At 57.5% G+C, this 22,555-nt stretch carries 26 protein-coding genes; 18 read left to right on the top strand and 8 right to left on the bottom strand.

All coding sequences use genetic code 11. The features are described 5' to 3' along the window. Positions 1-17: 17 nt before the first annotated feature. Positions 18-1,307 carry a M16 family metallopeptidase gene (locus SIB42_RS09640; RefSeq protein ID WP_067097396.1) on the top strand — a complete coding sequence of 430 codons (1,290 nt, stop codon included), beginning with the start codon at positions 18-20 and terminating at the stop codon, positions 1,305-1,307. Next, the gene (locus tag SIB42_RS09635) at positions 1,304-2,584 is read left to right on the top strand and encodes a M16 family metallopeptidase (RefSeq protein ID WP_082825088.1); all 1,281 of its coding nucleotides are present in this window, start codon (positions 1,304-1,306) and stop codon (positions 2,582-2,584) included. Before SIB42_RS09640 ends, SIB42_RS09635 begins: the two co-directional genes overlap by 4 nt. Before the next feature lie 13 nt (positions 2,585-2,597). Here SIB42_RS09635 and SIB42_RS09630 read toward each other — a convergent pair whose 3' ends face one another. Further along, positions 2,598-2,915, bottom strand: coding sequence for a DUF3148 domain-containing protein (locus SIB42_RS09630; protein WP_067097402.1), 318 nt, complete (start codon positions 2,913-2,915; stop codon positions 2,598-2,600). Between the two features lie 56 nt (positions 2,916-2,971). Between SIB42_RS09630 and SIB42_RS09625 the strand changes: the two genes are divergently transcribed. The 4 genes from SIB42_RS09625 to SIB42_RS09610 are packed head-to-tail and all read left to right on the top strand — an operon-like array spanning position 2,972 to position 7,782. Beyond that, entirely contained in the window at positions 2,972-3,544 is a 573-nt protein-coding gene (locus SIB42_RS09625) for a biotin transporter BioY (RefSeq protein ID WP_067097581.1), read from the top strand. A gap of 14 nt (positions 3,545-3,558) precedes the next feature. Beyond that, positions 3,559-4,047, top strand: a complete 489-nt coding sequence (gene lspA, locus SIB42_RS09620; RefSeq protein ID WP_067097584.1) for a signal peptidase II — start codon at positions 3,559-3,561, stop codon at positions 4,045-4,047. Further along, positions 4,028-6,187 (top strand): transglycosylase domain-containing protein, encoded by a 2,160-nt coding sequence (locus SIB42_RS09615; RefSeq protein WP_067097405.1) that lies wholly within the window; start codon positions 4,028-4,030, stop codon positions 6,185-6,187. Before lspA ends, SIB42_RS09615 begins: the two co-directional genes overlap by 20 nt. Then, positions 6,184-7,782: a GTP-binding protein gene (locus SIB42_RS09610; RefSeq protein WP_067097408.1), complete on the top strand. Its 1,599-nt coding sequence runs from the start codon at positions 6,184-6,186 to the stop codon at positions 7,780-7,782. Before SIB42_RS09615 ends, SIB42_RS09610 begins: the two co-directional genes overlap by 4 nt. A 90-nt stretch (positions 7,783-7,872) precedes the next feature. Here SIB42_RS09610 and SIB42_RS09605 read toward each other — a convergent pair whose 3' ends face one another. Further along, positions 7,873-9,321 carry a pyridoxal phosphate-dependent decarboxylase family protein gene (locus SIB42_RS09605; RefSeq protein ID WP_067097411.1) on the bottom strand — a complete coding sequence of 483 codons (1,449 nt, stop codon included), beginning with the start codon at positions 9,319-9,321 and terminating at the stop codon, positions 7,873-7,875. Between the two features lie 96 nt (positions 9,322-9,417). Between SIB42_RS09605 and SIB42_RS09600 the strand changes: the two genes are divergently transcribed. After that, positions 9,418-9,891: a nucleoside deaminase gene (locus tag SIB42_RS09600; RefSeq protein WP_082825092.1), complete on the top strand. Its 474-nt coding sequence runs from the start codon at positions 9,418-9,420 to the stop codon at positions 9,889-9,891. On the opposite strand, the gene SIB42_RS09595 is transcribed toward SIB42_RS09600, so the two are convergent. Beyond that, positions 9,833-11,011 (bottom strand): pyridoxal-phosphate-dependent aminotransferase family protein, encoded by a 1,179-nt coding sequence (locus SIB42_RS09595; protein ID WP_067097417.1) that lies wholly within the window; start codon positions 11,009-11,011, stop codon positions 9,833-9,835. The two genes, SIB42_RS09600 and SIB42_RS09595, sit on opposite strands and share 59 nt — an antisense overlap. Before the next feature lie 111 nt (positions 11,012-11,122). Continuing rightward, positions 11,123-11,647, bottom strand: coding sequence for an allophycocyanin subunit beta (locus tag SIB42_RS09590; protein ID WP_067097419.1), 525 nt, complete (start codon positions 11,645-11,647; stop codon positions 11,123-11,125). Positions 11,648-11,861: 214 nt separating this feature from the next. On the opposite strand from SIB42_RS09590, the gene glnA reads away from it, so the two are divergent. After that, positions 11,862-13,283: a type I glutamate--ammonia ligase gene (gene glnA / locus SIB42_RS09585; protein WP_067097422.1), complete on the top strand. Its 1,422-nt coding sequence runs from the start codon at positions 11,862-11,864 to the stop codon at positions 13,281-13,283. Positions 13,284-13,372: 89 nt separating this feature from the next. Here the strand turns inward: glnA and SIB42_RS09580 are convergent, their stop codons facing one another. After that, on the bottom strand, positions 13,373-13,693 hold the full coding sequence (locus tag SIB42_RS09580; protein ID WP_413327885.1) for a hypothetical protein: 321 nt from the start codon (positions 13,691-13,693) through the stop codon (positions 13,373-13,375). A gap of 102 nt (positions 13,694-13,795) precedes the next feature. Here SIB42_RS09580 and SIB42_RS09575 point away from each other — a divergent pair, with 102 nt between their 5' ends. Continuing rightward, positions 13,796-14,881 carry a class I SAM-dependent methyltransferase gene (locus SIB42_RS09575; protein WP_067097427.1) on the top strand — a complete coding sequence of 362 codons (1,086 nt, stop codon included), beginning with the start codon at positions 13,796-13,798 and terminating at the stop codon, positions 14,879-14,881. Between the two features lie 55 nt (positions 14,882-14,936). Then, the gene (locus tag SIB42_RS09570) at positions 14,937-15,251 is read left to right on the top strand and encodes a copper-binding protein (protein WP_067097430.1); all 315 of its coding nucleotides are present in this window, start codon (positions 14,937-14,939) and stop codon (positions 15,249-15,251) included. Positions 15,252-15,254: 3 nt separating this feature from the next. Here SIB42_RS09570 and SIB42_RS09565 read toward each other — a convergent pair whose 3' ends face one another. Further along, the gene (locus SIB42_RS09565; RefSeq protein WP_197459920.1) at positions 15,255-15,509 is read right to left on the bottom strand and encodes a hypothetical protein; all 255 of its coding nucleotides are present in this window, start codon (positions 15,507-15,509) and stop codon (positions 15,255-15,257) included. Positions 15,510-15,565: 56 nt separating this feature from the next. On the opposite strand from SIB42_RS09565, the gene SIB42_RS09560 reads away from it, so the two are divergent. Then, positions 15,566-15,814, top strand: coding sequence for a DUF6439 family protein (locus SIB42_RS09560; protein WP_067097435.1), 249 nt, complete (start codon positions 15,566-15,568; stop codon positions 15,812-15,814). Here SIB42_RS09560 and SIB42_RS09555 read toward each other — a convergent pair. Together SIB42_RS09555 and SIB42_RS09550 are read right to left on the bottom strand one after the other, a co-directional pair. Continuing rightward, the gene (locus SIB42_RS09555) at positions 15,804-16,238 is read right to left on the bottom strand and encodes an ATP-binding protein (RefSeq protein ID WP_067097590.1); all 435 of its coding nucleotides are present in this window, start codon (positions 16,236-16,238) and stop codon (positions 15,804-15,806) included. The genes SIB42_RS09560 and SIB42_RS09555 overlap by 11 nt on opposite strands. A 66-nt stretch (positions 16,239-16,304) precedes the next feature. After that, positions 16,305-17,018: a GUN4 domain-containing protein gene (locus SIB42_RS09550; RefSeq protein WP_067097438.1), complete on the bottom strand. Its 714-nt coding sequence runs from the start codon at positions 17,016-17,018 to the stop codon at positions 16,305-16,307. Positions 17,019-17,058: 40 nt separating this feature from the next. On the opposite strand from SIB42_RS09550, the gene mnmH reads away from it, so the two are divergent. From mnmH to SIB42_RS09515, 7 genes are all read left to right on the top strand, one after another. Next, positions 17,059-18,114, top strand: a complete 1,056-nt coding sequence (gene mnmH, locus SIB42_RS09545; RefSeq protein ID WP_067097441.1) for a tRNA 2-selenouridine(34) synthase MnmH — start codon at positions 17,059-17,061, stop codon at positions 18,112-18,114. 26 nt (positions 18,115-18,140) lie between these two features. Beyond that, a complete protein-coding gene (psb28, locus tag SIB42_RS09540) occupies positions 18,141-18,530 on the top strand; it encodes a photosystem II reaction center protein Psb28 (RefSeq protein WP_067097444.1) in 390 nt (129 codons plus the stop codon). Further along, positions 18,527-19,606, top strand: a complete 1,080-nt coding sequence (locus SIB42_RS09535) for an AI-2E family transporter (RefSeq protein WP_067097447.1) — start codon at positions 18,527-18,529, stop codon at positions 19,604-19,606. The genes psb28 and SIB42_RS09535 overlap by 4 nt, the downstream gene beginning before the upstream one ends. Further along, positions 19,603-20,604 carry an AI-2E family transporter gene (locus SIB42_RS09530; protein ID WP_067097450.1) on the top strand — a complete coding sequence of 334 codons (1,002 nt, stop codon included), beginning with the start codon at positions 19,603-19,605 and terminating at the stop codon, positions 20,602-20,604. Before SIB42_RS09535 ends, SIB42_RS09530 begins: the two co-directional genes overlap by 4 nt. A 12-nt stretch (positions 20,605-20,616) precedes the next feature. Beyond that, complete coding sequence (locus tag SIB42_RS09525; RefSeq protein WP_413328657.1) at positions 20,617-20,871, top strand: carboxymuconolactone decarboxylase family protein; 255 nt, start codon at positions 20,617-20,619, stop codon at positions 20,869-20,871. Between the two features lie 10 nt (positions 20,872-20,881). Then, entirely contained in the window at positions 20,882-21,313 is a 432-nt protein-coding gene (locus tag SIB42_RS09520) for a cupin (protein ID WP_067097455.1), read from the top strand. Between the two features lie 255 nt (positions 21,314-21,568). Then, on the top strand, positions 21,569-22,309 hold the full coding sequence (locus SIB42_RS09515) for a hypothetical protein (protein WP_074160774.1): 741 nt from the start codon (positions 21,569-21,571) through the stop codon (positions 22,307-22,309). Positions 22,310-22,555 lie beyond the last annotated feature (246 nt).

Below are 22,555 nucleotides of genomic sequence, written 5' to 3'. Positions count from 1 at the left end.
ATCCGTAATTGCACAGAATGGGACTTTGCCACGGGACCCTGACTGCGATCACATCCGGTCCGGTGCTCGAACACCGCACTCTTCATAACGGCAGCAACCTTGTGACTGCCGCCATCCCCGATGCGGCACTCACCTGCCTTGATTTCTGGTGTCGAGGCGGAAGCGCCTGGGAGAGAAGCGGTGAGGAGGGCATGGCTCACTTCCTCGAACACATGGTGTTCAAGGGCAGCCGAAGGCTGGGTCCAGGTGAATTTGACCGGAGAATTGAAGCGCTGGGTGGCAGCAGCAACGCAGCCACTGGATTTGATGACGTGCACTACCACGTGCTTGTGCCCAGCGCGGAATCGAAGGAAGCACTCGATTTACTTCTGGATCTCGTTCTCGATCCGGCTCTCGAGCAGGACAGCTTCTCAATGGAGCGCGAGGTGGTGCTCGAGGAGATCGCCCAGTACCGAGATCAGCCTGATGACCAAGTGCTGCAGACCCTGCTGGAACTCTGCTGTGCTCCCCACTCCTATGGCAGACCCATTCTCGGCTGGGAGAACAGCCTGCGAGAGATGAGCCCTGGTGGAATGAGGAGTTACCACCATCGCCGCTACCAAGGAGCCAACTGCTGCCTCTCGGTAGCTGGAGCCCTCGAGGAGGGTCTGATCAGTCACGTGCTCAGCAGCCCGCTTGCGACGCTGGACACAATGAAGGACTCCGATCAGAACACAAGAACCCAATCTTCACTGAGCTTTCACAGCGGACGGGAATGCCGAATGTTCCCTCGACTGGAAGCAGCACGATTGATGATGGTCTGGCCCGTTGCCTCTGCAGACGATCAGCTGGCAATCGCCGGTGCGGATCTGGCCACCACCATCCTTGCCGAGGGTCGGCGCAGTCGGTTGGTGCAGAAGCTGCGCGAAGAGCTTCAGATTGTTGAATCCATCGACATGGATGTCACCACGCTGGAACAGGGAAGCCTGGTGATGATTGAGGCATGTTGCCCCGCCGAACAGATCGAACGCGTGGAGATGGAAATCCACCAACAGCTGAACAGCAGCTTGACCACGGCCATCACGGATGAGGAATTTCATCGCGCGCTGCAACTGGTCGGCAACGGTCATCGCTTCAGTCTCGAAGCGCCTGGAGCTGTGGCCGCCAGTGCCGGTTCACAGACACTCTGGGGACGACACCGAGACCTTCTGGCTCCACTTCAGGACCTGATGCACTGGAATGCTCCAACGTTGCGGGAACGGGTCATGCCCCTACTGCAACCCCAACACAGCTTCACCCTGATTGCCCGATCGGAGGACAACGCTTGAGCTCCAGCTGTGATCTCGTTCTCGATCCGGTGACCACGACCGGGGTGCTCTCCGCCAAGCTCTGGATCCGGCGGGGAAGCAGTGCTGATCCGCTCGGGCAGAGGGGCGGGCATCAGCTTTTGGGCTCAGTGCTCAGCCGGGGATGCGGACCTGTCGATCATCTGCAACTGGCGGATCTCGTTGAAGGCTGTGGAGCCGGTCTTCGTTGTGACACCCATGAAGACGGAATTCTGATCAGTCTCAAGTGCCGCGACATTGATGCCGATCGTTTGTTGCCTGCACTGGGCTGGATGCTGCGCCAGCCGCATCTGGACGAAAGTCAGATCGAACTGGAGCGAGATCTGAGCCTGCAGGCCCTTCAACGACAGAAAGAGGATCCCTTCCATCGCGCCTTTGATGGCTGGAGACAGCTGGCCTATGGCAAAGGTCCCTACGGACACGACCCACTCGGAATCGGTATTGACCTCGAACATCTTCAGAAAGCGCAATTGACCAGCCTTGCCTCAGATCTCGAAAGCCGAGGCTCGGTGCTGGCGTTATCCGGAACGATTCCTGATCAGGCCGAAGCACAACTGGTGGACTGGCTCGGCACAAGCAAGACCGAATCAAGCTCCTCAGAAGCCGGATCAGCGATCCGAGCATCATTGGAATCAGACCGTTGCGAAAGACCTTCGCTAGGGCTTCAGTCCCTCGCCACCGAACAGGTGGTGCTGATGCTTGGGCAAGCCGCTCTGCCCCACGGCCACCCGGACGACCTGGCACTGAGGCTGCTCCAGGCCCACCTGGGTTCAGGCATGTCCAGCCTGTTGTTCCGACGGCTTCGGGAGGAGCATGGCGTCGCTTACGACGTGGGTGTCCATCACCCGGCACGCGCTGGAGCGGCACCCTTCGTGATGCATGCCTCAACCGGAGTCGACAGGGCGGAACTATCGCTCGAACTCTTGCTTAAAAGTTGGATTGAGCTGATGGAGACGAGCATTTCTGAGGTCGATCTCAAGCTCGCCAAGGCTAAATTCAAGGGGCAGCTGGCTCACGGCTCCCAGACCACTGGCCAGAGGGCAGAGCGGAGAGCGCAACTGCGTGGTCTGAATCTCCCTGATGACCATGACCAGAGCTGCCTCAACCAACTTGATCAGCTGCGGGCCAGTGATCTGCGTGACGCAGCAGGACGCTATTTGCAGAGTCCGCAACTCAGCTTGTGCGGCCCCGCGGAAACCCTGGCATCTCTGGAGAAACAATGGACCCTCAGCGCTTTTGCTGAAGGCAACGCGCCTTGATCAGTCAGCCGGATCAGTCGGATGGATCAGCAGATGCATGCGTCGCTGATGAAGCATCGGAGTCCGATAAGCCAGTTGAGTCAGATGGGGCATCCTGATCCGAGACCGTGTTCAAGTCTTCGCTCACGAGCGTGAGTTGCTCGATCGACAACAGAAACGTGCCCCTGGCAAAGCGCACCGCCGCAGTTTCCGCCGGCTGCAGTGCCATGACCCTGCCAATCTCGTTGTGGGCCACAAGATCAGGAGGTCTGAGCATCGGCATTGGATCAGCTGTCTTCAAAAAGGTCTGAGGGCGAACCAGTCGCACCTGGTCACCAATGGAAACGGACATCTCTGCTGGGCAATGCATCTCTCTTACAGCAGGATGGTGCGAGCTGACGATTGCCCGTGCGGGCACTGGCCACCTGGAGCGGCGCTCTTGCCGGATTGCTTCTGATCCTGGTCGGAAGCCTGATTCCGACTGCCCTGCTTCTGCCGCTGCCTGAATTACCCCCGGCACTGCTGGGTCTTCCCAGCACCTGGCAGGTTCCGGCACTGCTCGTCTGTGCCCTTGTCGCGGGTCCACGAGCGGGCGTGATTGCTTCAGTGGCTTATCTGACCATCGGCTTGGTGGACCTGCCTGTGTTCCACGGAGGTGGTGGTTTCGCTTATGTACTGAATCCTGGATTCGGATATCTGGCTGGATTCGTCCCTGCCGCCTGGTTGACCGGTCGGCTGGCCCAGCAGAACGGCATGAATGACATCGCCAGACTGACTCTGGCAGCCATAGCCGGCCTGCTGACCATCCAGGTCTGCGGTCTGCTCAATCTTGTTCTGGGAGCTGCACTGAATCGCTGGAATGAACCCCTGATCGAGCTTTTGTTCGGGTACAGCCTCGGGCCCCTGGCAGCCCAGCTAGCCCTGTGTTGCGCCGCTGGGCTGATCGCACGCGTGACCCGACGTGTGCTCTGGGTGGAATGAGCCGGAACCATGCCATGAACAGACGACCAGCTCAAAGCATGCGACGCGGCAGCGTCATTGCGCTCAGTGTGCTCATGGTGGTGCTGGATCAGCTCAGCAAGCACTGGGCCCGAGGAACCCTGCTCCCAGGAGAGTCGAGGCCCTTCATTCCCGGATTGCTGCAACTGAATCTGGTGCGCAACACCGGTGCTGCCTTCAGTCTGTTCCATGATTCCTCCCTGATCCTTGGGATTCTCAGCCTGGTGGTCGCCATCGGCGTGAGCATCTGGATCTGGCGGGAGGCCAGACGAGATCTCTGGATGGGGATGGCCCTCGGCTTTCTGCTCGGAGGCACGATTGGCAATGGCATCGACCGCTGGCGTCTTGGCCATGTGACCGATTTTCTCGAACTGGTGCCGATCCAGTTTCCGATTTTCAACTGGGCGGATATCGCCATCAACCTGGCAGTCCTCTGCTTTGCCATCGACGCTTTTATCAACAGACATGAGCAGAGCGACGGCTGAACCAAGTGGATTAGCCCTGCTGACGATTCATCAGCAGGATTGCTCTGAGCGCACCCTGCATCTGCACGGCGAGGGCTATCGGATTGGACGCGATCCAGACGTGGAGATCCGCATCGACCATGCGGCAGTCAGTCGCCTACATGCGCTGCTACAGAAGAAAGGCCGACACTGGATTCTCAAAGATCAAGGGTCAACCAACGGGCTGTGGTGGCAAGGGCGACGTGTGCAACAGCTGGTGCTCCAGAACGGCGATTGCATCAGGTTTTCCCCGACCCAAGACACCGATACCCCCTGGATTGGTTTTGAGAACCCGAGCCAACGATTGCATCAGCGCATTCGGAAGTCATTGGGGATCTGCATCCTGGGCTGCCTGGGCGGGGCAGGATTGCTCCTCGCTCTGGCCACCATCAACGTGCCGGTGCGTGGACGACTGGCCAGCGTTCGCGGACCACTGGCCATCTACGACGGCAACAACAAACCGCTCAAGTCGGTGGATTCCAATCGACACCGTGAACTGAACAGCCTTGACGCATTTTCTCCGTTGTTGGTCGATGCCTTGCTCAGCAGTGAGGACAACCGCTTCTGGTGGCATCCAGGGGTTGATCCGATCGGAAGCTTGCGTGCCTTCGCCGCCAACCTGGCCGGCGGACGAGTTCTCGAAGGTGGCAGCAGCCTCACCCAGCAATTGGCTCGGAGCCTCTACCCCAACCTGGTCGGAGAGGGCGACACCCTGGGCCGTAAATGGCGCGAACTACTCGTGGCGCTGCAGCTGGAAAGCCGTTTCAGCAAAGGCGAGCTGCTGCTGAGCTACCTCAACAGGGTCTACCTCGGGGTGGGCTGGGGATTCGAAGACAGCGCTCAGACCTTTTTTGATCAATCAGCGTCTGATCTGAGCGTTGAACAAGCCGCTCTGCTTGTGGGACTGTTGCCATCACCCAATGGTCACGATCCCTGCCGTCACCCCCAGCGAGCCCTTGAAGCTCGCAACCGCGTGCTCAACAAGATGGCTGATTCCGGTCGCCTTTCACTCGACGCCGCTCGTCTGGCAAGACGTCAACCCATCCAGCTCGCACCCAAGGCCTGCAGCAGGACTGCTCTGACCCGATCAGCACCCTTTTACACCGATCAGGTGCGCAGGGACCTGACGGCACTTGTGGGTCCAGAGGTTGCCGCTGAAGGGAATTTCCTGATCGAAACCCACCTTGACCCCGTGCTGCAGTCGGTTGTTGAACGACAACTGCGCAATGTGGTCAGCAATGCCGGAGGACTCGGCGTGAGTGAAGGGGCCGCCGTGGTGATCGACAGCAGCACAGGCGGAGTCCTGGCGATCGCCGGCGGACGTGACTATCGCTTCAGTCAGTTCAATCGTGCATCCATGGCCCTGAGGCAGCCAGGCAGCACCTTCAAGCTGATGACTTACCTGGCGGCCCTGGAAAGGGGAATCAAACCCAGCGAAACCATTGACTGCAGTCCTCTGAACTGGAGAGGGCAACGCTTTGAAAGCAGCTGCAAAGGTCGCCTCAGCCTCACCAACGCCTTTGCATCCAGCAACAACACAGCAGCTCTGCGCCTGGCACAGCGGGTGGGACTTGAACAGGTGGTTCGCCAGGCCAGAGCCCTGGGCATCACCACACCGCTTGATCCAGTTCCTGGACTCGCACTCGGCCAGAGCGAAGTGCGACTGATTGAGCTGACTGGAGCCTATGCAGCCATTGTCAACATGGGGGAATGGAGACCCCCCAACACGATTCGTCGTCTGCTTGATGCGGAAACATGTCGCGAGGACAATCTGCGTGGCTGCGGCAGCCTTGCTGGCGACGATCAGCGCCAGGTGAACACTGGACGCCAGGCTGTCCGCAGCGACATTGCGGCTCAGATGCAGGCCTTGCTGCGCGCGGTTGTACGCAGTGGCACCGGCACTGCTGCATCGCTAGGGGGACAGGAAGGAGGCAAAACCGGAACCACCAATGAAGGCCGGGATCTGCTGTTCGTGGGCTATGAACCCTCACGGCGCTGGGTGCTTGGCATCTGGCTCGGCAATGACGACAACAGCCCCTCCAGAAGCTCCAGCGCCCTTGCGGCATCGCTCTGGGCTGACATCATCCGCGCTGCGGGTCGAGGAGGGCTCAACGGAGGATGAAGGGATCGACACGCTGGATTCTGTTTGGAGCCGCCGGTCTGATCGCCCTCATGGTGATTGGCCTGGTGCTGCAGGGAATCCGAAACCTGCTCTGGGATCTGAGTTACTGGCTGCCGCCCTGGCTGGTCGGCCCGGTGCTGCTGATCGGAACGGTTCTGCTGGTGGCGGTCGTCATTCAGGTTGGCCTGCCATGGCTGCGTAAGTGGGGTACACAACGTCAACGTCGGGCCGCGTCATCGCCTCAGGACAGACCAGCACCGACGAGCAGTCGAGATGCAGCAGAACAGAGCCTGTCAAGTGTGGATCGTCTGCTGGAACGACTTCAGAACAATGTGGCACGTGAGTCTCTCCTGCAGGAACGGCAACGGGTCGCCAGGGAACTGGAACGCGGTGATCTCGTGCTTGTGGTCTTCGGTACCGGCTCCAGTGGCAAAACGTCTCTGATCCGTGCCCTGCTCAAAGAGATCGTCGGCGATGTCGGTGCCGCCATGGGCTCCACCAGTGAAAGTCGCAGCTACCGGCTCCGGCTCAAAGGTCTCGAGCGTGGGGTGCTTCTGGTGGACACGCCGGGAATCCTTGAAGCAGGACAGGAAGGGAGGGGACGCGAGCAAGAAGCACGTCGCCAAGCCAGCAGAGCAGATCTCATGATCGTTGTGGTGGATGGCGATCTGCGCAAGAGCGAACTCAATGTGGTTCAGAGCCTGTCAGGACTGGGCAAGCGTCTCGTGCTGGTGCTCAATAAATGTGATCTCAGAGGTGAGGAGGAGGAACGCCGGTTGCTTCAGCTGTTGCGGCAACGCTGCGCGGAATGGCTGCAACCGAACGATGTCATTCCTGCCAGTGCACGCCCCCAGTCTCTGCCTCGCCCTGGCCAACGGCCCGTTCAGCCACCAGCCGAGATCGGGCTGCTGGTGAGACGGTTAGCCGCATTACTGCATGCCGATGGCGAGGAACTGCTGGCAGACAACATCCTCTTGCAATGCAGAGATCTGGGCTCGGCCGGTCGGGATCTGCTCGACCGACAGCGCACCGATGAAGCCCAGAGAATCATTGATCGCTACACGTGGATTAGTGCGGGTGTCGTCGCCGCCACGCCACTGCCTGGAGTGGATTTACTGGGCACTGCTGCTGTGAATGCCCAAATGGTGATGGAAGTGGGAGCGGTGTATGGGATCCAACTGACCCGGAGCAGGGCTCAGGAGCTGGCCGTCTCGGTGGGTCGGACACTTGCGGGGCTGGGTGTGGTCAAAGGGGGAGTGGCTCTGATCGGCACCGCACTGAGTGTGAACCTGCCGACCCTGTTACTCGGTCGGGCGGTTCAGGGTGTGGCAGCCGGATGGCTCACCAGAATCGCGGGTGCCAGTTTCATGACCTATTTCCAACAGGATCAGGACTGGGGCGATGGCGGAGTTCAGGACGTAGTTCAGCACCACTACGAGCTCAACCAGCGGGATCGCTCCTTGCAGGACTTTCTGCAGGCGGCACTGCGGCGGGTGGTGGAGCCCCTCCAGCAGGAGGCAAATAAACGACTTCCGCCCCGGCCAGGGCCTCGGGCGGCGGAGGACGCATCGGACCGCGGCTATCGAGAACCGTGATCAGACCGAGATACAACACACCAATCAGCACTGACATGGCTCCGGTCACGATGGCAACCCAGCGTCCTCGCTTGTTCTGAGCTGCTGGCATCACAACATCTCCCGTGAGAAATCGTTCAGATCGGCCGCCAGTTGGTCGATCAGCGCATTGGAGGTGTGGGGGTTACCGAGCACGACTTTGATGCGATGCCGCCCTTGATGAACGGGCCTGGACACCATGATCTGCCGATCCAGCAACCGTTGTCGCACAGCCGCTGTCCAGTGGTCGCAACGCGCTGGATCAGCTCCAAGCGGAGCACAGGCAAGTAAATGCAGGGGACCTGATGTGACCTCCAAGAAAGAGGAGTCAAGACCCTGTTCCAGGCGCTGACGTCTCAACAGAGCCTTCTCCAGCACTGCATTGATCCCCTGCTCACCCAGTTGACGCAACCCAAGCCAGAGCTTGAGGATCTCTGCAGGGCGACTTCCCTGGAGACCCAGTTCACCGCCATGGGCAACAGCGAAGGCGGGCTCCATGTAGGGGAGGCCGGTGTGGAATGTCTCCTGAAGAGCTGACTGCTCTCGCACCAGCAGGAGCGACGAGGTCTTGGCGATTCCGAGCAGCTTCTGAGGGTTCACCGTGATGGAATCGGCCTGGCCAAGTCCAGCCATCAGGTTCGCGGTGCCAGGACACAGTGCAAAAACAGCACCAATCGCTCCATCCACGTGCAGCCAGAGGCCCTGGTCCTTGCAGAACTGAGCCAAAGCGGGAATCGGATCGATCGCTCCACGCACGGTGGTGCCCGCTGTCGCCACCACTGCGATGCAAGGCCGGTTGTTCTGCTTCAGCTCCTGCAGGTGCTCTTGCAGGTCTTCAATCAGCATGCATCCCCGGGGATCCACAGGAACACGCCGTATGCCGTCAGGCCTGAGCCCCATGACTCTGGCCGCCTTCTCCAGTGACACGTGGGCGTCATCACTGATCAGAATCACCGCATTGGGGTCATGGTCCAGCCCCATCCGATGACGGGCCGTCACCAGGGCGGTGAGATTGCTGAGGGAGCCTCCGCTCGCGGCGACTCCACCAGCGCCATCGGGCAATTCAAAACGGGCAGCGAACCAGCTGCAGAGTTGACGCTCCAGTTGACTGAGGCTTGGTGAGAGTTCCTCTGCCAGCAGGTTGTTGTTGAGTCCGGCACAGATCAGTTCGGCAGCGATCGATGCCGTGTTCGGAGGAGGGTCGAGATGCGCGAGGGCGCCAGGATGGTTGGGCTGGTAAGCACCATCCATCAACTGCTGAAGGTCATCCAGCAGACAGTCCGCCCCGACACCCTGAGGCTCTGGGAACGCCTCGGGGAGCAGCCGCAGAGCTGGAAGCGGCGATCGTTTGGAAGCTGAACCGAGCCACTCACACAGGCGAGCGCTGGCGTCCTCCAGGAACCGCTGCAACTGCGGATCCAGGGCCTCTGAAGAGGCAAATGCAGACAGTTCCGTCGCAGTCGATGCCGCCGATGAAGTCCTGGAGGATCCGAACAAGGAGGAAGCGGAAGGAACAGCCATTCTCACCTGCGGTGGCACATTGGACGCCTCTGCACGATGGGGTTGGAGGTGCGACTGACACCAGTCGAACTGGGGAACACCGAGATCCATGCCTGGATGCAGCGCCTGCTCAAGCGTGCAGAGCGTCTCGGTAAATCGGGAGAGATCCCTGTCAGTGCGGTGGTGCTGGATGCACAAGGACGATGCATCGGCCACGGCAGCAATCGACGCGAATGGGCTTCAGATCCACTCGGGCATGCGGAACTCGTGGCTCTGCGCCAGGCATCCTTAATCCTTGGCGACTGGCGACTGAATCAATGCACGTTGATTGTGACGCTGGAACCCTGTCCGATGTGCGCAGGAGCTCTGGTACAGGCACGCATTGGTCAGGTGATCTACGGAGCGCACGATCCCAAACGTGGTGGCCTGGGAAGCACAATTGATCTCTCCAAACATTCCAGTGCGCACCATCACATGCAAGTGATTGGGGGCGTGATGGAACCTGAAGCATCCGCTTTGCTGGGGCGCTGGTTCAGGCAGCGACGGCAGCGTTCTGGCGGAACCGAGGCAGTTCGGTTTCGAACAGATTGAGCAGACGATCCACATTTTCAGGAGTGGAGTTGTAGCCCATCAGACCGATCCGCCAGATCTTTCCAGCAAGCACACCGAGTCCACCACCGACTTCGATGCCGTGGCTATTGAGAAGGTGAGAAGAGAAAGCTTTGCCATCCACATCCTCGGGAATGCGAACCGTGGTGAGCGTCGGTAATCGCAGCTCTTCAGGCACATGCATTTCCAGACCGAGTGATTCAAGGCCAGTCCAGAGGGCTTGCGCGTTACGGCGGTGACGGGCCCAGGCGTTGTCCAGTCCTTCTTCGGCCAGAAGACGAAGCGCTTCACGCATGCCGAAGTTCATGTTGACGGGGGCGGTGTGGTGGTACACGCGGTCGCTCCCCCAATACTGGTTCAACAGAGAAACATCCAGGTACCAGTTGGGGACTTTGTCTTGACGTGCAGCTAGCTTGGCTTCTGCACGCGGACCCATCGTGAAGGGACCGAGGCCTGGAGGGCAGCTGAGACCCTTCTGGCTGCAGCTGTAGGCCAGATCAACCTTCCAAGCATCTAGGTACAGCGGAACGCCACCGAGGGAGGTCACCGTGTCGAGCAGGAGCAAGCAATCGTGCTCTCGGCACAGATCACCGATCCCTTCCATAGGCTGACAAATGCCGGTGGACGTTTCGGCATGAACCATCGCCAGGATCGCAGGCTTGTACTTCTTGATCCCCGCTTCGATCTCTTCAAGACTGAATGCCTCACCCCAGGGCTTCTCAATCACCTGAACGTTGGCGCGGTAACGACCGGCCATATCCAACAAGCGATTCCCGAAGTATCCCTTCACAGCCACCAGAACCGTATCCCCGGGTTCGATGGTGTTAGCCAGCGTGGCTTCCATGGCTGAACTACCAGTACCGCTCATCGGCAGAGTCAGGCGGTTGTCGGTCTGCCAGGCGTACCGCAAGAGCTCCTGAACCTCTCCCATCAGCTCCACATAAAGCGGATCTAGGTGACCGATTGGCGTGCGAGACAGCGCTTGAAGAACCGTGGGATGGGCATTGGAAGGTCCGGGACCCAGCAACAAACGGTCGGGTGTGTCAATCGGACCGATGGAGGATCGATGGCACGAGTCAACCGAAGGATGAGGGTGTGTCATCGGCGAAGCCGGAACCGGAAATCAATGGCGAGAAGCCTACGCATCAATCGGTGAGAAATTGGCCCCAAACGGATACTCCGACGCCGCTTGAAATGATTCGGAGACTTTCGATCAGCGCTGACGCACGTCGCTGGCCGCAAGACCGGAGGCCATGTGCTCAAACGGCTGACGGACCAGCGCGCAACGATCCTGAGGAACACCATCATTCAGAAGGCGTTCACACAGGACATCAGCCAGAAGCACCATGCTCCTGACGGTCGGTCCGGTTGGAACACCAAGACTCTTGTAGGTGTCGTCCAGACCGTTCAGGACGCGCTCGTTGAGAATCGTGCTGTCGCCAGCGATTAAGGAGTAGCTGGCGTAACGGAGGAAATAATCCATGTCCCTCAGACAGGCCGCGAGGCGACGGGTTGTGTAGGCATTCCCGCCCGGAAGTAACAACTCCGGATCCGCCTGAAAGAGTCTCTGACTGGCTTCACGTACCAGCTCAGAAGCTTCACGGTTGATGATTTCAACGGCCAAAACACGCACTTCCGTTTCATCGAAGTAGCTCTCGATGCGATCGATCGCAGAACGATCGAGATAGCGACCCAGCTGGTCGTACTGCCCGATCAGTCCGGTGATGGCATCGCGCATGCAAGCCCTGTCCACGTTGGTTGGAAGGTAACACCGACAAAGCGATGAAACCTGCTTCAGCAAAGGCGATCAAAGCAATCTGACAGAAACGGTTACTAAGTGGCTCTCTGAAGCCACCAAGGAAGAAGGAAGGCAAAAAGGTGCCCGTTGATACAAAACAGCTACGGATCGATATCTACGGTCGGTTCGACTTGTATGGGCTCGATTCCCCGCCATGGCCAAAACTGCCCAGGACGTGCTTCGTCAGATCAAGGATGAAGGCATCGAACTGATCGACCTCAAGTTCACGGACCTGCACGGCAAGTGGCAGCACCTCACCGTCTGTCAGGACCTAATCGAACCTGAATCGTTCACGGAAGGACTGGCCTTCGATGGATCGTCGATCCGAGGCTGGAAAGCGATTAACGCCTCCGACATGGCCATGGTGCCCGATCCTGCAACCGCCTGGATCGATCCTTTTTACAGGCATAAAACCTTGAGCATGATCTGCTCGATTCAGGATCCGCGCACGGGAGAAGCCTACGAGCGCTGTCCCAGAGCACTTGCCCAGAAAGCACTCGCTTACCTGGCCAGCACGGGTCTTGCTGACACAGCGTTCTTCGGTCCAGAACCGGAGTTTTTCCTGTTCGACGACGTGCGTTACAACTCCGCTGAAGGCGGATCCTTCTACAGCGTTGACACCATCGAGGCCGGCTGGAACACAGGGCGGGTCGAAGAAGGCGGAAACCTCGCTTACAAAATCCAGGAGAAGGAGGGATATTTCCCCGTTGCTCCGAACGACACCGCCCAGGACATCCGCTCGGAAATGCTGTTGATGATGGCTCAGCTGGGCATTCCCATCGAAAAGCACCACCACGAAGTGGCCGGAGCTGGACAGCACGAACTTGGCATGAAGTTCGCTGAGCTGATTCAGGCGGCCGACAACGTGATGACGTACAAGTACATCGTGCGCAATGTCGCCAAGAAGTACGGCAAAACGGCCACTTTCATGCCCAAGCCGGTCTTCAACGACAACGGCTCAGGAATGCACGTGCACCAAAGCCTCTGGAAAGGAGGACAGCCGCTGTTCTTCGGGGAAGGGACTTACGCAAACCTGTCTCAGACAGCACGCTGGTACATCGGCGGCATCCTCAAGCACGCTCCCTCATTCCTCGCCTTCACCAACCCCACGACCAACAGCTATAAGCGACTGGTTCCTGGCTTTGAAGCTCCTGTCAACCTGGTGTATTCGGAAGGCAACCGCTCCGCGGCCGTTCGCATTCCTCTCACCGGCCCCAGCCCGAAAGCCAAGCGACTTGAGTTCCGCTCCGGCGACGCTCTGGCCAATCCCTACCTCGCCTTCAGCGCGATGATGATGGCCGGCATCGATGGCATCAAGAATCAGATCGACCCCGGAGACGGCGTGGACGTTGACCTGTTCGAACTCGCCGCTGATGAACTGAAGAAGATCGCCACTGTGCCTGCATCCCTGAATGGGGCGCTCGAAGCTCTAAACGCAGACCACCACTACCTCCTGGAAGGTGGAGTGTTCACTAAGGATTTCATCGACAACTGGATCGACCTGAAATACGAAGAGGTTCAGCAGCTGCGCCAGCGCCCGCACCCCCACGAATTCGTGATGTACTACGACGCTTGATTGGTCATTAATCGACAGTTTCTGTTGTTCTAAAAGGAGCTACGGCTCCTTTTTTTGTGGCCATCGTGAGCACCTAGCGACAGGGCACTTCAGGAGTGCCTTAACTGAGCCATGGCGCTGTCATGCAGTTGCTTGGCATGCAGACGTCGGCGAGCACACACCTGTTGCTGAGCCAGAGCGCTGCGTTGATCAAGCCGATCAGGATGGCCTTCAACTTGAGCATGAGCTGCTTGCTGCCTAAGCACGTCATGGGCATGGTGCTCCGCCCAGGCCAGAAATTCTGCGGCCGCACGCTGCCGGCGCTCCAGCACATTGCCCGAATACAACGCCATGGTCCCGGCGGTGGTGATCTCAACGGCCATCGAGAGCTCCTGAAGTACCTGAGTCAATTCTGTAGCAACGGCTACCATTTTCACAGGGGCTTCACATAACTTTCGTGATCACTGCGGCAAAAACCCACAACAACGTTCGCAATCCATTGAAATGAGTCGGCTTGGATCTCAATCCTTTTCATGGCGCCCAGCTTCACTGAAATCGCTTACCGGACCATGCAACAGGGCCGCAGTCTTGCTGGCCTGGTCCACAAGGAACTAAGCACCAAAGTGATGGAAGTGGTGGCGCCTGATGTGGTGCCCAAAACTGAACCTGTTCCCAGCGAAATGATGGACGCTCTGCGTCAGTCGCTGGATGAGCTGCATCAGCGTGACTGGCAGGATTCTGAGTCTGGGATTTACCCCCAGTCGCTGCTGTTTGATATCCCTTGGTTGGAATGGGCTGAACGCTATCCACGCGTGTGGCTGGACCTGCCTTCCAACTGGGCCAGAAGGCGTGCCAGAGACGTCAAGGACATTCCTGATCTGGCCAATCGCGATCTCTATCCCGACTATTACCTCCAGAATTTTCACCATCAAACCGATGGTTACCTCAGCGATCACTCCGCCGAGCTGTACGACCTTCAGGTCGACATCCTGTTCAATGGCGCCGCTGATGCCATGCGGCGCCGGATTCTCCCTTCACTGCAACAAGGGTTGAAGCGATTTGCAGGTCGTGCACCGGGAAGTCTGCGCATCCTTGATGTCGCGACCGGCACGGGCAGAACATTGCATCAGATTCGTGCTGCGCTGCCGCACGCCACTCTTGTTGGAGTGGACCTTTCCGAGGCCTATCTGCGCCAGGCCAATCGATGGTTGAACCAATCCAACAAACCGCTGGTGCAGCTGGTTCAGGGAAACGCAGAGCGGATGCCCTTCGATGACGCTGGCTTCCAGGCCATCACCTGCGTGTTCCTGTTTCACGAACTGCCTGCTGATGCCAGGCAGGCAGTTCTTCAGGACTGTTACCGCCTGCTTGAGCCTGGCGGGGTTCTGGTTTTGGCCGATTCAGTGCAATTGAAGGATTCGCCACAGTTCGACGTTGCCATGGACAATTTCAGACGCGTTTTTCACGAGCCCTACTACCGCAATTTCATCAGTGATGACATTGACCAGCGCCTCAAAGATGCTGGCTTCAGTGATGTGCAAGCTGAATCTCATTTCATGACCAGGGTGTGGACAGCCACGAAGAATTCATCACCTCAACACAGTGATTCCCTGACATAGACGCTTGCAGGGGCACAGCAACCCCATATTGTGCAATAACTCAGGGACTGCGTCCATGTCGAATCCTTTTCGGATCCGCTGGTTGCGGGGATGGACCTTTCAGATCGTATTCATGGAAGGCAAGGTTCAAGTTGAAGCTCAAGGTTTTGGGATCTGTCTGAGAACAGCACTTAATCCCGGTGAAAGCCCAACTGCTGCTGCGGATCGTCTAGTGCTTGCGGAGGATCGCCGTCGTCGTGCCCTTTATCAGGCCTGGATCAAAGGTCAAGCCCTACCTTCTGCGAACGAAGGCCAGCCTCACCCTGAAGAGCGGCTTCAGGAGGCACCGAATTCCCTTGTTGTGGTCGATAGCGCAGCAGTAGCAGCCTGAGGCTCAGCGAGTCAGCCACCAACCCAACACCAAAGCCGGTCCTCCCCAGCGCAGAACCCTCCAGAAACGCTGACCACGTTCTGGTGTGAGCAGCCAGTTGAGAGCTTCAGGGTCCGCCTCCATCAATTGACGAAGCAGTCGACGCTGTTGAATTCGACGGATCGAGCGTCGATCCCTCGCCTCCCAAGATCTGGGCTGATAGCGGAGAAGAGAGCGCAGTCCGTGCAAACCTCCCCGACTGTGAAGCTGCCTGTTCACCACCACCAGCGATCACAGCAGTCAGGATAGAGAGGCCCCGCTAATCCAACGCCAACGTGTCCGCGAAAAAATGGCCAGAACAGGCGATTGAACAGGCCTTGTCTCTGCATCAGAGCCTCAGTATCAGTGATCGTGAATGGCACAGACTCAAAGCCGATGCGGATCGACGCGGAGCAGAATTGCTGGCTGCGGCACTGGCGCAGCTGCTGCAAAACGGACGAAATCGTGATGTGGAAGCCTTGACTCAGCAGGCTCTGGGCTGGATCAGGGGAGAGCTGAAAGACCCTGGCTGCCCTAGGCACTGATGGCCCGTTGGCTGGTTCCAGGACGGCGGCAGGCCAACTGCACCCTGTTGCCTCGACGGCTCCAGCGGATGTCGTCAAAACACTGATGCATCAGAAACAGACCACGCCCTTGATTGGCATCGACTTGATCCGGCAAACAACCCTGCCTGGCATCACTCGAGAGACCATCGCCTTCATCCTGGATCTGCCAAATCAACCAATTCGGCGTGAGAATCCGACGGATCCGCAGGCACTTGCGAGGGTCCCCCGCGTTGCCGTGACGCACGGCATTGACCAAGGCTTCCTGAAGACCCAGTTGCAACCGACACGAGGTCTCATTGCAGTCAACAGGTTCCAGCAACAGCTCCATCAATGGACTGAGCTGAAAGGTTGACGGAAGGATGAAATCAGCCCACCGAAACGAAGGTAGAAATCGGCTGAACATCAGCACTGTTTCATCCTTTTCGACCTTACCGGCCTGCTGAGGTTCTGCCAGAGGAATCCGACGGTGTCAGGTCCTACTCGCCAGACCGGGATGCTGAAGAAGCGCATCCATCAAGCGGACACCCCTGAGCTGGTTCACCAATGGCATGTGTCCTTCTGGTGCATCCATGCACCACTGAAAACTGCCGGGATAACGGGTCCAGACACCCTCGTTCTTCCAGCCGATCTTCGGCCAGAGCCTGTCGTAACGACCGCCGAGTGCACTGAGCAGTCGAGATTGCACCGTAAATCCGAAACGTCCCTGGGAGTAGGCGATCCAGAGCCTATCGATGGTGGTCAGATCCAACGGTTTGATCGAAGGGACTTCGCTGAAATACACGTATCCCCGTTCCACCGCCTGCTTACCGGCCAGCTGACGCAGTGCGCAACTGGTGAGGCGATCAGCCTCCTCAAACTCTTCCTTCAGCAATGCACGTTGGAGATCTGAATAGTCGATCCCGCAGGACGACGGCATCTGGAACCAACCGCCAGAGACACCTGGAATGGCGTCCAGAGTCTCGGGGTGGTGACGCTGAAGGATCTGCAAGATCCAGCCCGCTCCCCAGTCATCACCCTCTGGGGAGTAAGCCTTTAGGGCAACATCTGCTTGTCCTGAGAGCTGCTCTGAGACCTTTTCCAGCGCTGAGGCCGTGGAACGCTTCTGACGCGATGATCCCGAAACCAGTCGATCCAGCAACTGATCAATACCGAGTTGTGTGGAGGGAGGTCGTCCGGAAAGCATGGCGATGTGCCGGCACCGACTGGCTCAGCATTGGCCCACTATGTCAGGCATGGGCAACAGCATCGTGACCGGTCTCAACAGCTTCCGCACGGCGCAGGGAACCATCGTGGATGTGAGAACACCCTCTGAATTTGCTCAAGGTCACTGGCCAGGAGCTGTCAACATCCCCCTGTTCACCGATGAACAGCGTCATCTGGTGGGCCTGAACTACAAGCAAGAGGGTCGACTCGCAGCGATCCAACTCGGTTTAAAGCTCTGCGGTCCCTCTCTGGCCGAGTTGTCGATTGCACTCTCAACGGCAGCCGCTGGACCCGCAAATCCCTTGAGGATCTACTGCTGGCGTGGAGGAATGCGGTCCAACAGCATGGGATGGCTGGCTAGCATGAGCGATCACCCCGTCATGGTGCTGGAGGGGGGGTACAAGAGTTATCGCCGATGGGTGCTGGAGTGCTTCGAGCAGACTTGGCCCTTGCGGGTGCTCGGGGGCAGAACAGGGACTGGCAAAACGGACCTGCTGCTCGAGCTGAACCAACAGGGCGTTGGTGTGATCGATCTTGAGGGTCTCGCCAATCACCGCGGCAGCAGTTTCGGCAATCTGGGGCTGCCGCCTCAACCGACCAGCGAGCACTACGAAAACAAACTGGCGGAATGCCTGGAGGTTTTGCGCCACACAGGAGTGCAGGAGATCTGGCTAGAGGCCGAAAGCATCCAGGTCGGCCGCTGCAGGATTCCCAAAGGGCTGTTTGATCAGATGCAAACGTCTCCAGTCCTGGAAATCCAGCGCAGTGACCAGGAACGCGTGGAGCGACTTGTGAAGGTCTACTCGTGTCATCAGCGGGCCGAACTGCAGCAAGCCACAGAACGGATCCAGAAACGCCTTGGTCCTCAGCGCACAAGACAGGCGATTGAAGCGATCGACTCCCAGAACTGGGATGTGGCCTGTCAAGCCATGCTCGATTACTACGACAGCTGTTATGACCGTGAACTTGAGCGTTCACCAGCGAGATCCTCGGTGAATCTGCAGGGACTCACCAGCGAGCAAGCAGCCAGACTGCTTCTTGATCAAGGGCACGTCATCCCTGGGATCTCCAACTAAGATCCACACCTCCAAGTTGATGAACCATGGCTGAAGGCGACAAGGCGGCGATTCAGTTCTTCCGCGGCACAGACGAGCCCGTGGTTCCCGATATCCGCATGACGCGCAGCCGAGATGGTCGCACCGGGCAAGCCATCTTCGTCTTCGAAGAACCTCAGGCACTCGCACCGGAAACGATTGAAGCAATCGCCGGAATGTGGATGGTGGATGAAGAGGGTGAAATGGTGACCCGTGAAGTGAATGGCCGTTTCGTGAATGGCAAGCCTTTTGCACTGGAAGCGACCTACACCTGGAAAAGCGAAGAGGATTTCCAACGCTTCATGCGCTTTGCGCAACGTTATGCGGATTCCAACGGAATGGGTTATTCACAGAACTCCGGCGACAATGACTCCAGCGAGGAAGGAACAGACGGGTGAAATTTCAGCACTGGCTCGGACTTGCGGCGTTGCTGACGTCCGGGCTTTTGCTCTGGAGCCTCCGCGAAGTCCTTATTCATCTGTTCGCGGCTGTGGTTCTCGCCATGGCGGTCTGCACCTTGGTGGGTGCCCTGCGCAGGCGATGGACGATTCAGAGGCCGCTGGCCCTGTTGATCTGTCTGCTCGGTCTGATGTTGATCGTAGCCCTTGCCGTGGCCGTGATCATTCCGCCGTTCTTTAGCCAGTTTCAACAGCTGCTCCAACAGCTTCCTGCTGCGGCACGCGAGCTCCAACAGATCGTGATGGGCTGGGTTAACCATGCCTCATCATTTGTATACGGAGCAGGTGAGGCAACGAATGGCGGAGCAAGGCTCGTTCCGGGCGACCTTTCATCACTCCCCAACAGCACGGCTCTAGCCTCCGGCGTGAGTGGTGGAATCAAGGGTTTGCTGGGTCTGGCCAGCAATCTCGGCAGCGGACTCGTTCAGCTGGTGTTCGTATTCGCGGTGGCGCTGATGGTGGCGATCCAACCGGAGTCCTATCGCAATGTGGCCATTCAGTTAGTGCCTTCCTTCTACAGGAGGCGCGCCAATACCATTCTTCTGCAGTGTGGAGAAGCCCTGAGCAGCTGGATGATCGGCGTGCTGATCAGTTCGCTTTGCGTGGGCTTACTGGCAGGGATCGGACTCTCTCTGCTTGGCGTGAAATTGGTGATGGCCAATGCCCTGCTGGCTGGCTTGCTCAATGTCATCCCCAATGTGGGGCCCACTCTCAGCACCGTGTTCCCCATGGCGGTGGCTCTGCTTGACGATCCCTGGAAGGCCGTTGCCGTGCTGGGGCTTTACGTGGTGATCCAGAACTTTGAAAGCTATGTGATCACTCCTTCAGTGATGCAACAGCAGGTGAACCTGCTTCCTGGACTCACACTGACGGCACAGTTCATTTTCACAGTTCTATTTGGACCCCTAGGTCTGTTGATGGCCCTGCCTCTGGCGGTGGTGATCCAAGTGCTGATCACGGAAATCGTGATCCACGACCTATTGGATCCCTGGAAGAAACGTCGCGCGGCCGCATGAACCCAAGCAATCTGCTGGCAGCTCTCACCCTTGTGGTGCTTGCTCTGCTGACCTGGCAGCTGCGCTGGGTGCTGCTGGTGCTGTTCGGTGCTGTTGTGCTGGCGGTGGCGCTTGATGTGCCCGTTCACCATTTGATCAAGCGCTACCGGCTACCCCGTCCGATTGCGCTGCTAGCAGTGCTGCTGATCACAATCGTGGGAGGAGTGCTGGTTTTGCAACTGCTGCTGCCTCAGCTGATCAACCAGTTCGAACAGCTCACAACCCTGTTGCCTGTACTTTTCAGCCAGGTCCAGGCGCTGCTGTCCAATCAACCCCTGCTTGGAGAACTGGCACGAAGCCTGCCCGACCAGTTCAGCTGGGACCGCATCCAACCTTTCGGAGCTCAATTGCTCGGCGTTGCCGGAGGAGCAGCCAACGGTCTGGTTCAGGTGCTGCTGATGAGCCTGCTGGCGGTACTGCTCGTCCTGGACCCCTCAGCACACAGACACATCCTTGTCGCTGCGACGCCGCGTCCTGCACGCGCATCGATGGAGGATCTACTGGACCAGTGCCGGACTGCTCTGGGTGGCTGGCTGGCTGGCATGACTCTCTCCGCCCTGGCGATGTTTCTTTGCACCTGGGCAGGTCTGGCAATTCTGCGCATTCCTCTGGCTCTGCTCTCTGCTCTGGTCTGTGGACTTCTGACCTTCGTGCCGACAATCGGGCCCACAGCGGCAACGCTTCTACCTCTCAGCCTGGCGCTGATGATTTCACCGGGAACGATGCTTCAGGTGTTGGTGCTGCGGCTGACACTGCAGAACCTGGAAGCCTTCGTGCTCACACCGCTGTTGCTCAGGCGGACCGTGAATCTGCTTCCCACGGTGGCTCTCACTTCCCAGCTTAGTTTGGGTGCTCTGCTGGGACTACCTGGCGTGTTGCTGGCGCTGCCACTGGTTGTGGTGCTTCAGGTGGGGATGGAGCAAGTCGTGGTCAAGCAGATCATGGACCGCTGGACTTAGAATTTCCATTTGGTGAGTTATATCGAAGGGATGTTATTGACTATTGACGACATAACGCGTGAGCTGTGCACGGTGGCAGCGCTGACAGTCCAAGGCTTTTCGTTGCCAGAACTAAAGGTGCATATAAAGGGCTCATCAAACACAGGAAGCAACAAATCGGAAATCCTTGAAATCATCACCCAAATGATTGCCTATTGCAGATTTCCAGCTGCAACGTATGCACTTTTAGCTGCGCAAGATGTTTTTGATGAAGTTGAATCCAACTAACTAAAGAACCATGAAAAACGACGCTGTAAATTTTTGGCGTGTGTGGGTTAATGATCAAGGTGGCAGTTGTCAGAGCCTCCACTCACTAACAGGGCATCAGCAATCAGTCTTTGCGCAGGGAGCAGCTCCAATCTGGAGTGCAGTTCACTACGAGGGAAACGCTAAATTAATCACTTTAATATTAATGCCGGGTGAAGTTGGAGACTGGCATGAAAATCCAATGCCTCAATGGATCATTCCCTTGCGTGGGCGCTGGAGCGTGGAGACAATGGATGGTGTGATCGTGGAGATGGGGCCCGGAGATATCAGCTTTGGGGGTGATCAGGGAACAAAAAATAAAAAAGGCCATCGTTCTTGGGCCGTCGGTCATATACCAGCTGAACTTCTTTTGATTCAAGTTCCAGAACCTCCTCCATGGAAGCCCCATTCGCAAGTGACTTAATGACGTTCCTATCACAGTTCTGAACAAAGAAAACCTGCTACTCATCATCCAAATGCCGGTCAGTACACTTACAGCGCCGCAGAGATAGATGGATTGCCAGCTTTGGATCCCGCCATCGACTGACATGCTCACGAAACGAGGACTTCTGCACGAACGCCGAATGGTGAAAAACTTTCAAGAACGCCTGATATGAGCAGGCTGCAGAACCTGAGGAGTATTGCTACCAAGGATGCAATAGCTTGCTTTTGCTAGATGATGTTCTGGATTTTGGTCATCATCTGCGTTACCGCTATCGGAAGCTGCCATTGGTTGGCAAGTTTGATCTCATACCAATCAGAATCCATTCAAATACGTTGGGCCTCTGTTGGTGGTGGAGCTGGTTTGGGATATCTTTTTGTGCATCTATTGCCGGAGCTAACTAGTGGAGGTGACACCATTAGCCAGGCTGTAGGGATGCATAGCTATCTGCCAGATGCACTCACAGAGAGCTTTCTTTTCCTCATTGTTCTCCTGGGTGTCTTGATTCCTTATGCATTAGGAGTGATCAGCACGCAGCATCCATCCAATGATCAGTGGACAGGCATAATTCGCCTGGCTCTTTTCTCTTTGGTCAGTTATCTCTATGCATACTCATTACCGTCATTGCTAACAACCGGAATAAGCTACGGCTTGTTGTATACAGTGGTAATTAGTGCGCATGTTTTGCTTGCAGATCGAGTTTTAGATCAAAACCATAGGCAAGTTTTTAGGCATCGCTTTCGCTGGCTTGGTAGCTCTGCACTGTTTTTAGGCACGATTCATGCAGCTGTGTTTCATCCCATCTCTGACTTGACGCTTGCTATAGCCACTGCATTTATTGGCGGAGGATTACTAATTAGCGTTTTTCGCGAAGAACTTCCGAATCCCAATCAATCTCGCCTTGGCTGGTTTTTCCTTGGCTTAATTACGATGACTACATTGCTCCTGTTGGCAACTTCAAGGCATACCCATGCATGAATTAGTCACTATCAATGAAGCACCGGCTTTCCTGTTCACCAGCAAGCCGGTGGTTGCTGCCGAGTAGGCGGAGAAGTTCAAGCCCCAGCAACGCATCCAACTCACGACTAGCACTGATAGTGACGGATGGCTGCTTATGTTTAACGCCTTCACCGGCAGCAGACATCAGCTGGTGTATCCACCAACAGAGCATTTCCTGACGATTAACCCCAGCAGCACAGGCCAAGTCGTTGCGGCTTTGATAGA

This window comes from Synechococcus sp. MIT S9508, assembly GCF_047303045.1.
In the GTDB taxonomy this organism is placed as follows: Bacteria; Cyanobacteriota; Cyanobacteriia; order PCC-6307; family Cyanobiaceae; genus Synechococcus_C.
Note: the sequence above shows the minus strand (reverse complement) of the source record. Positions and strands in the feature narration are given on the sequence as shown.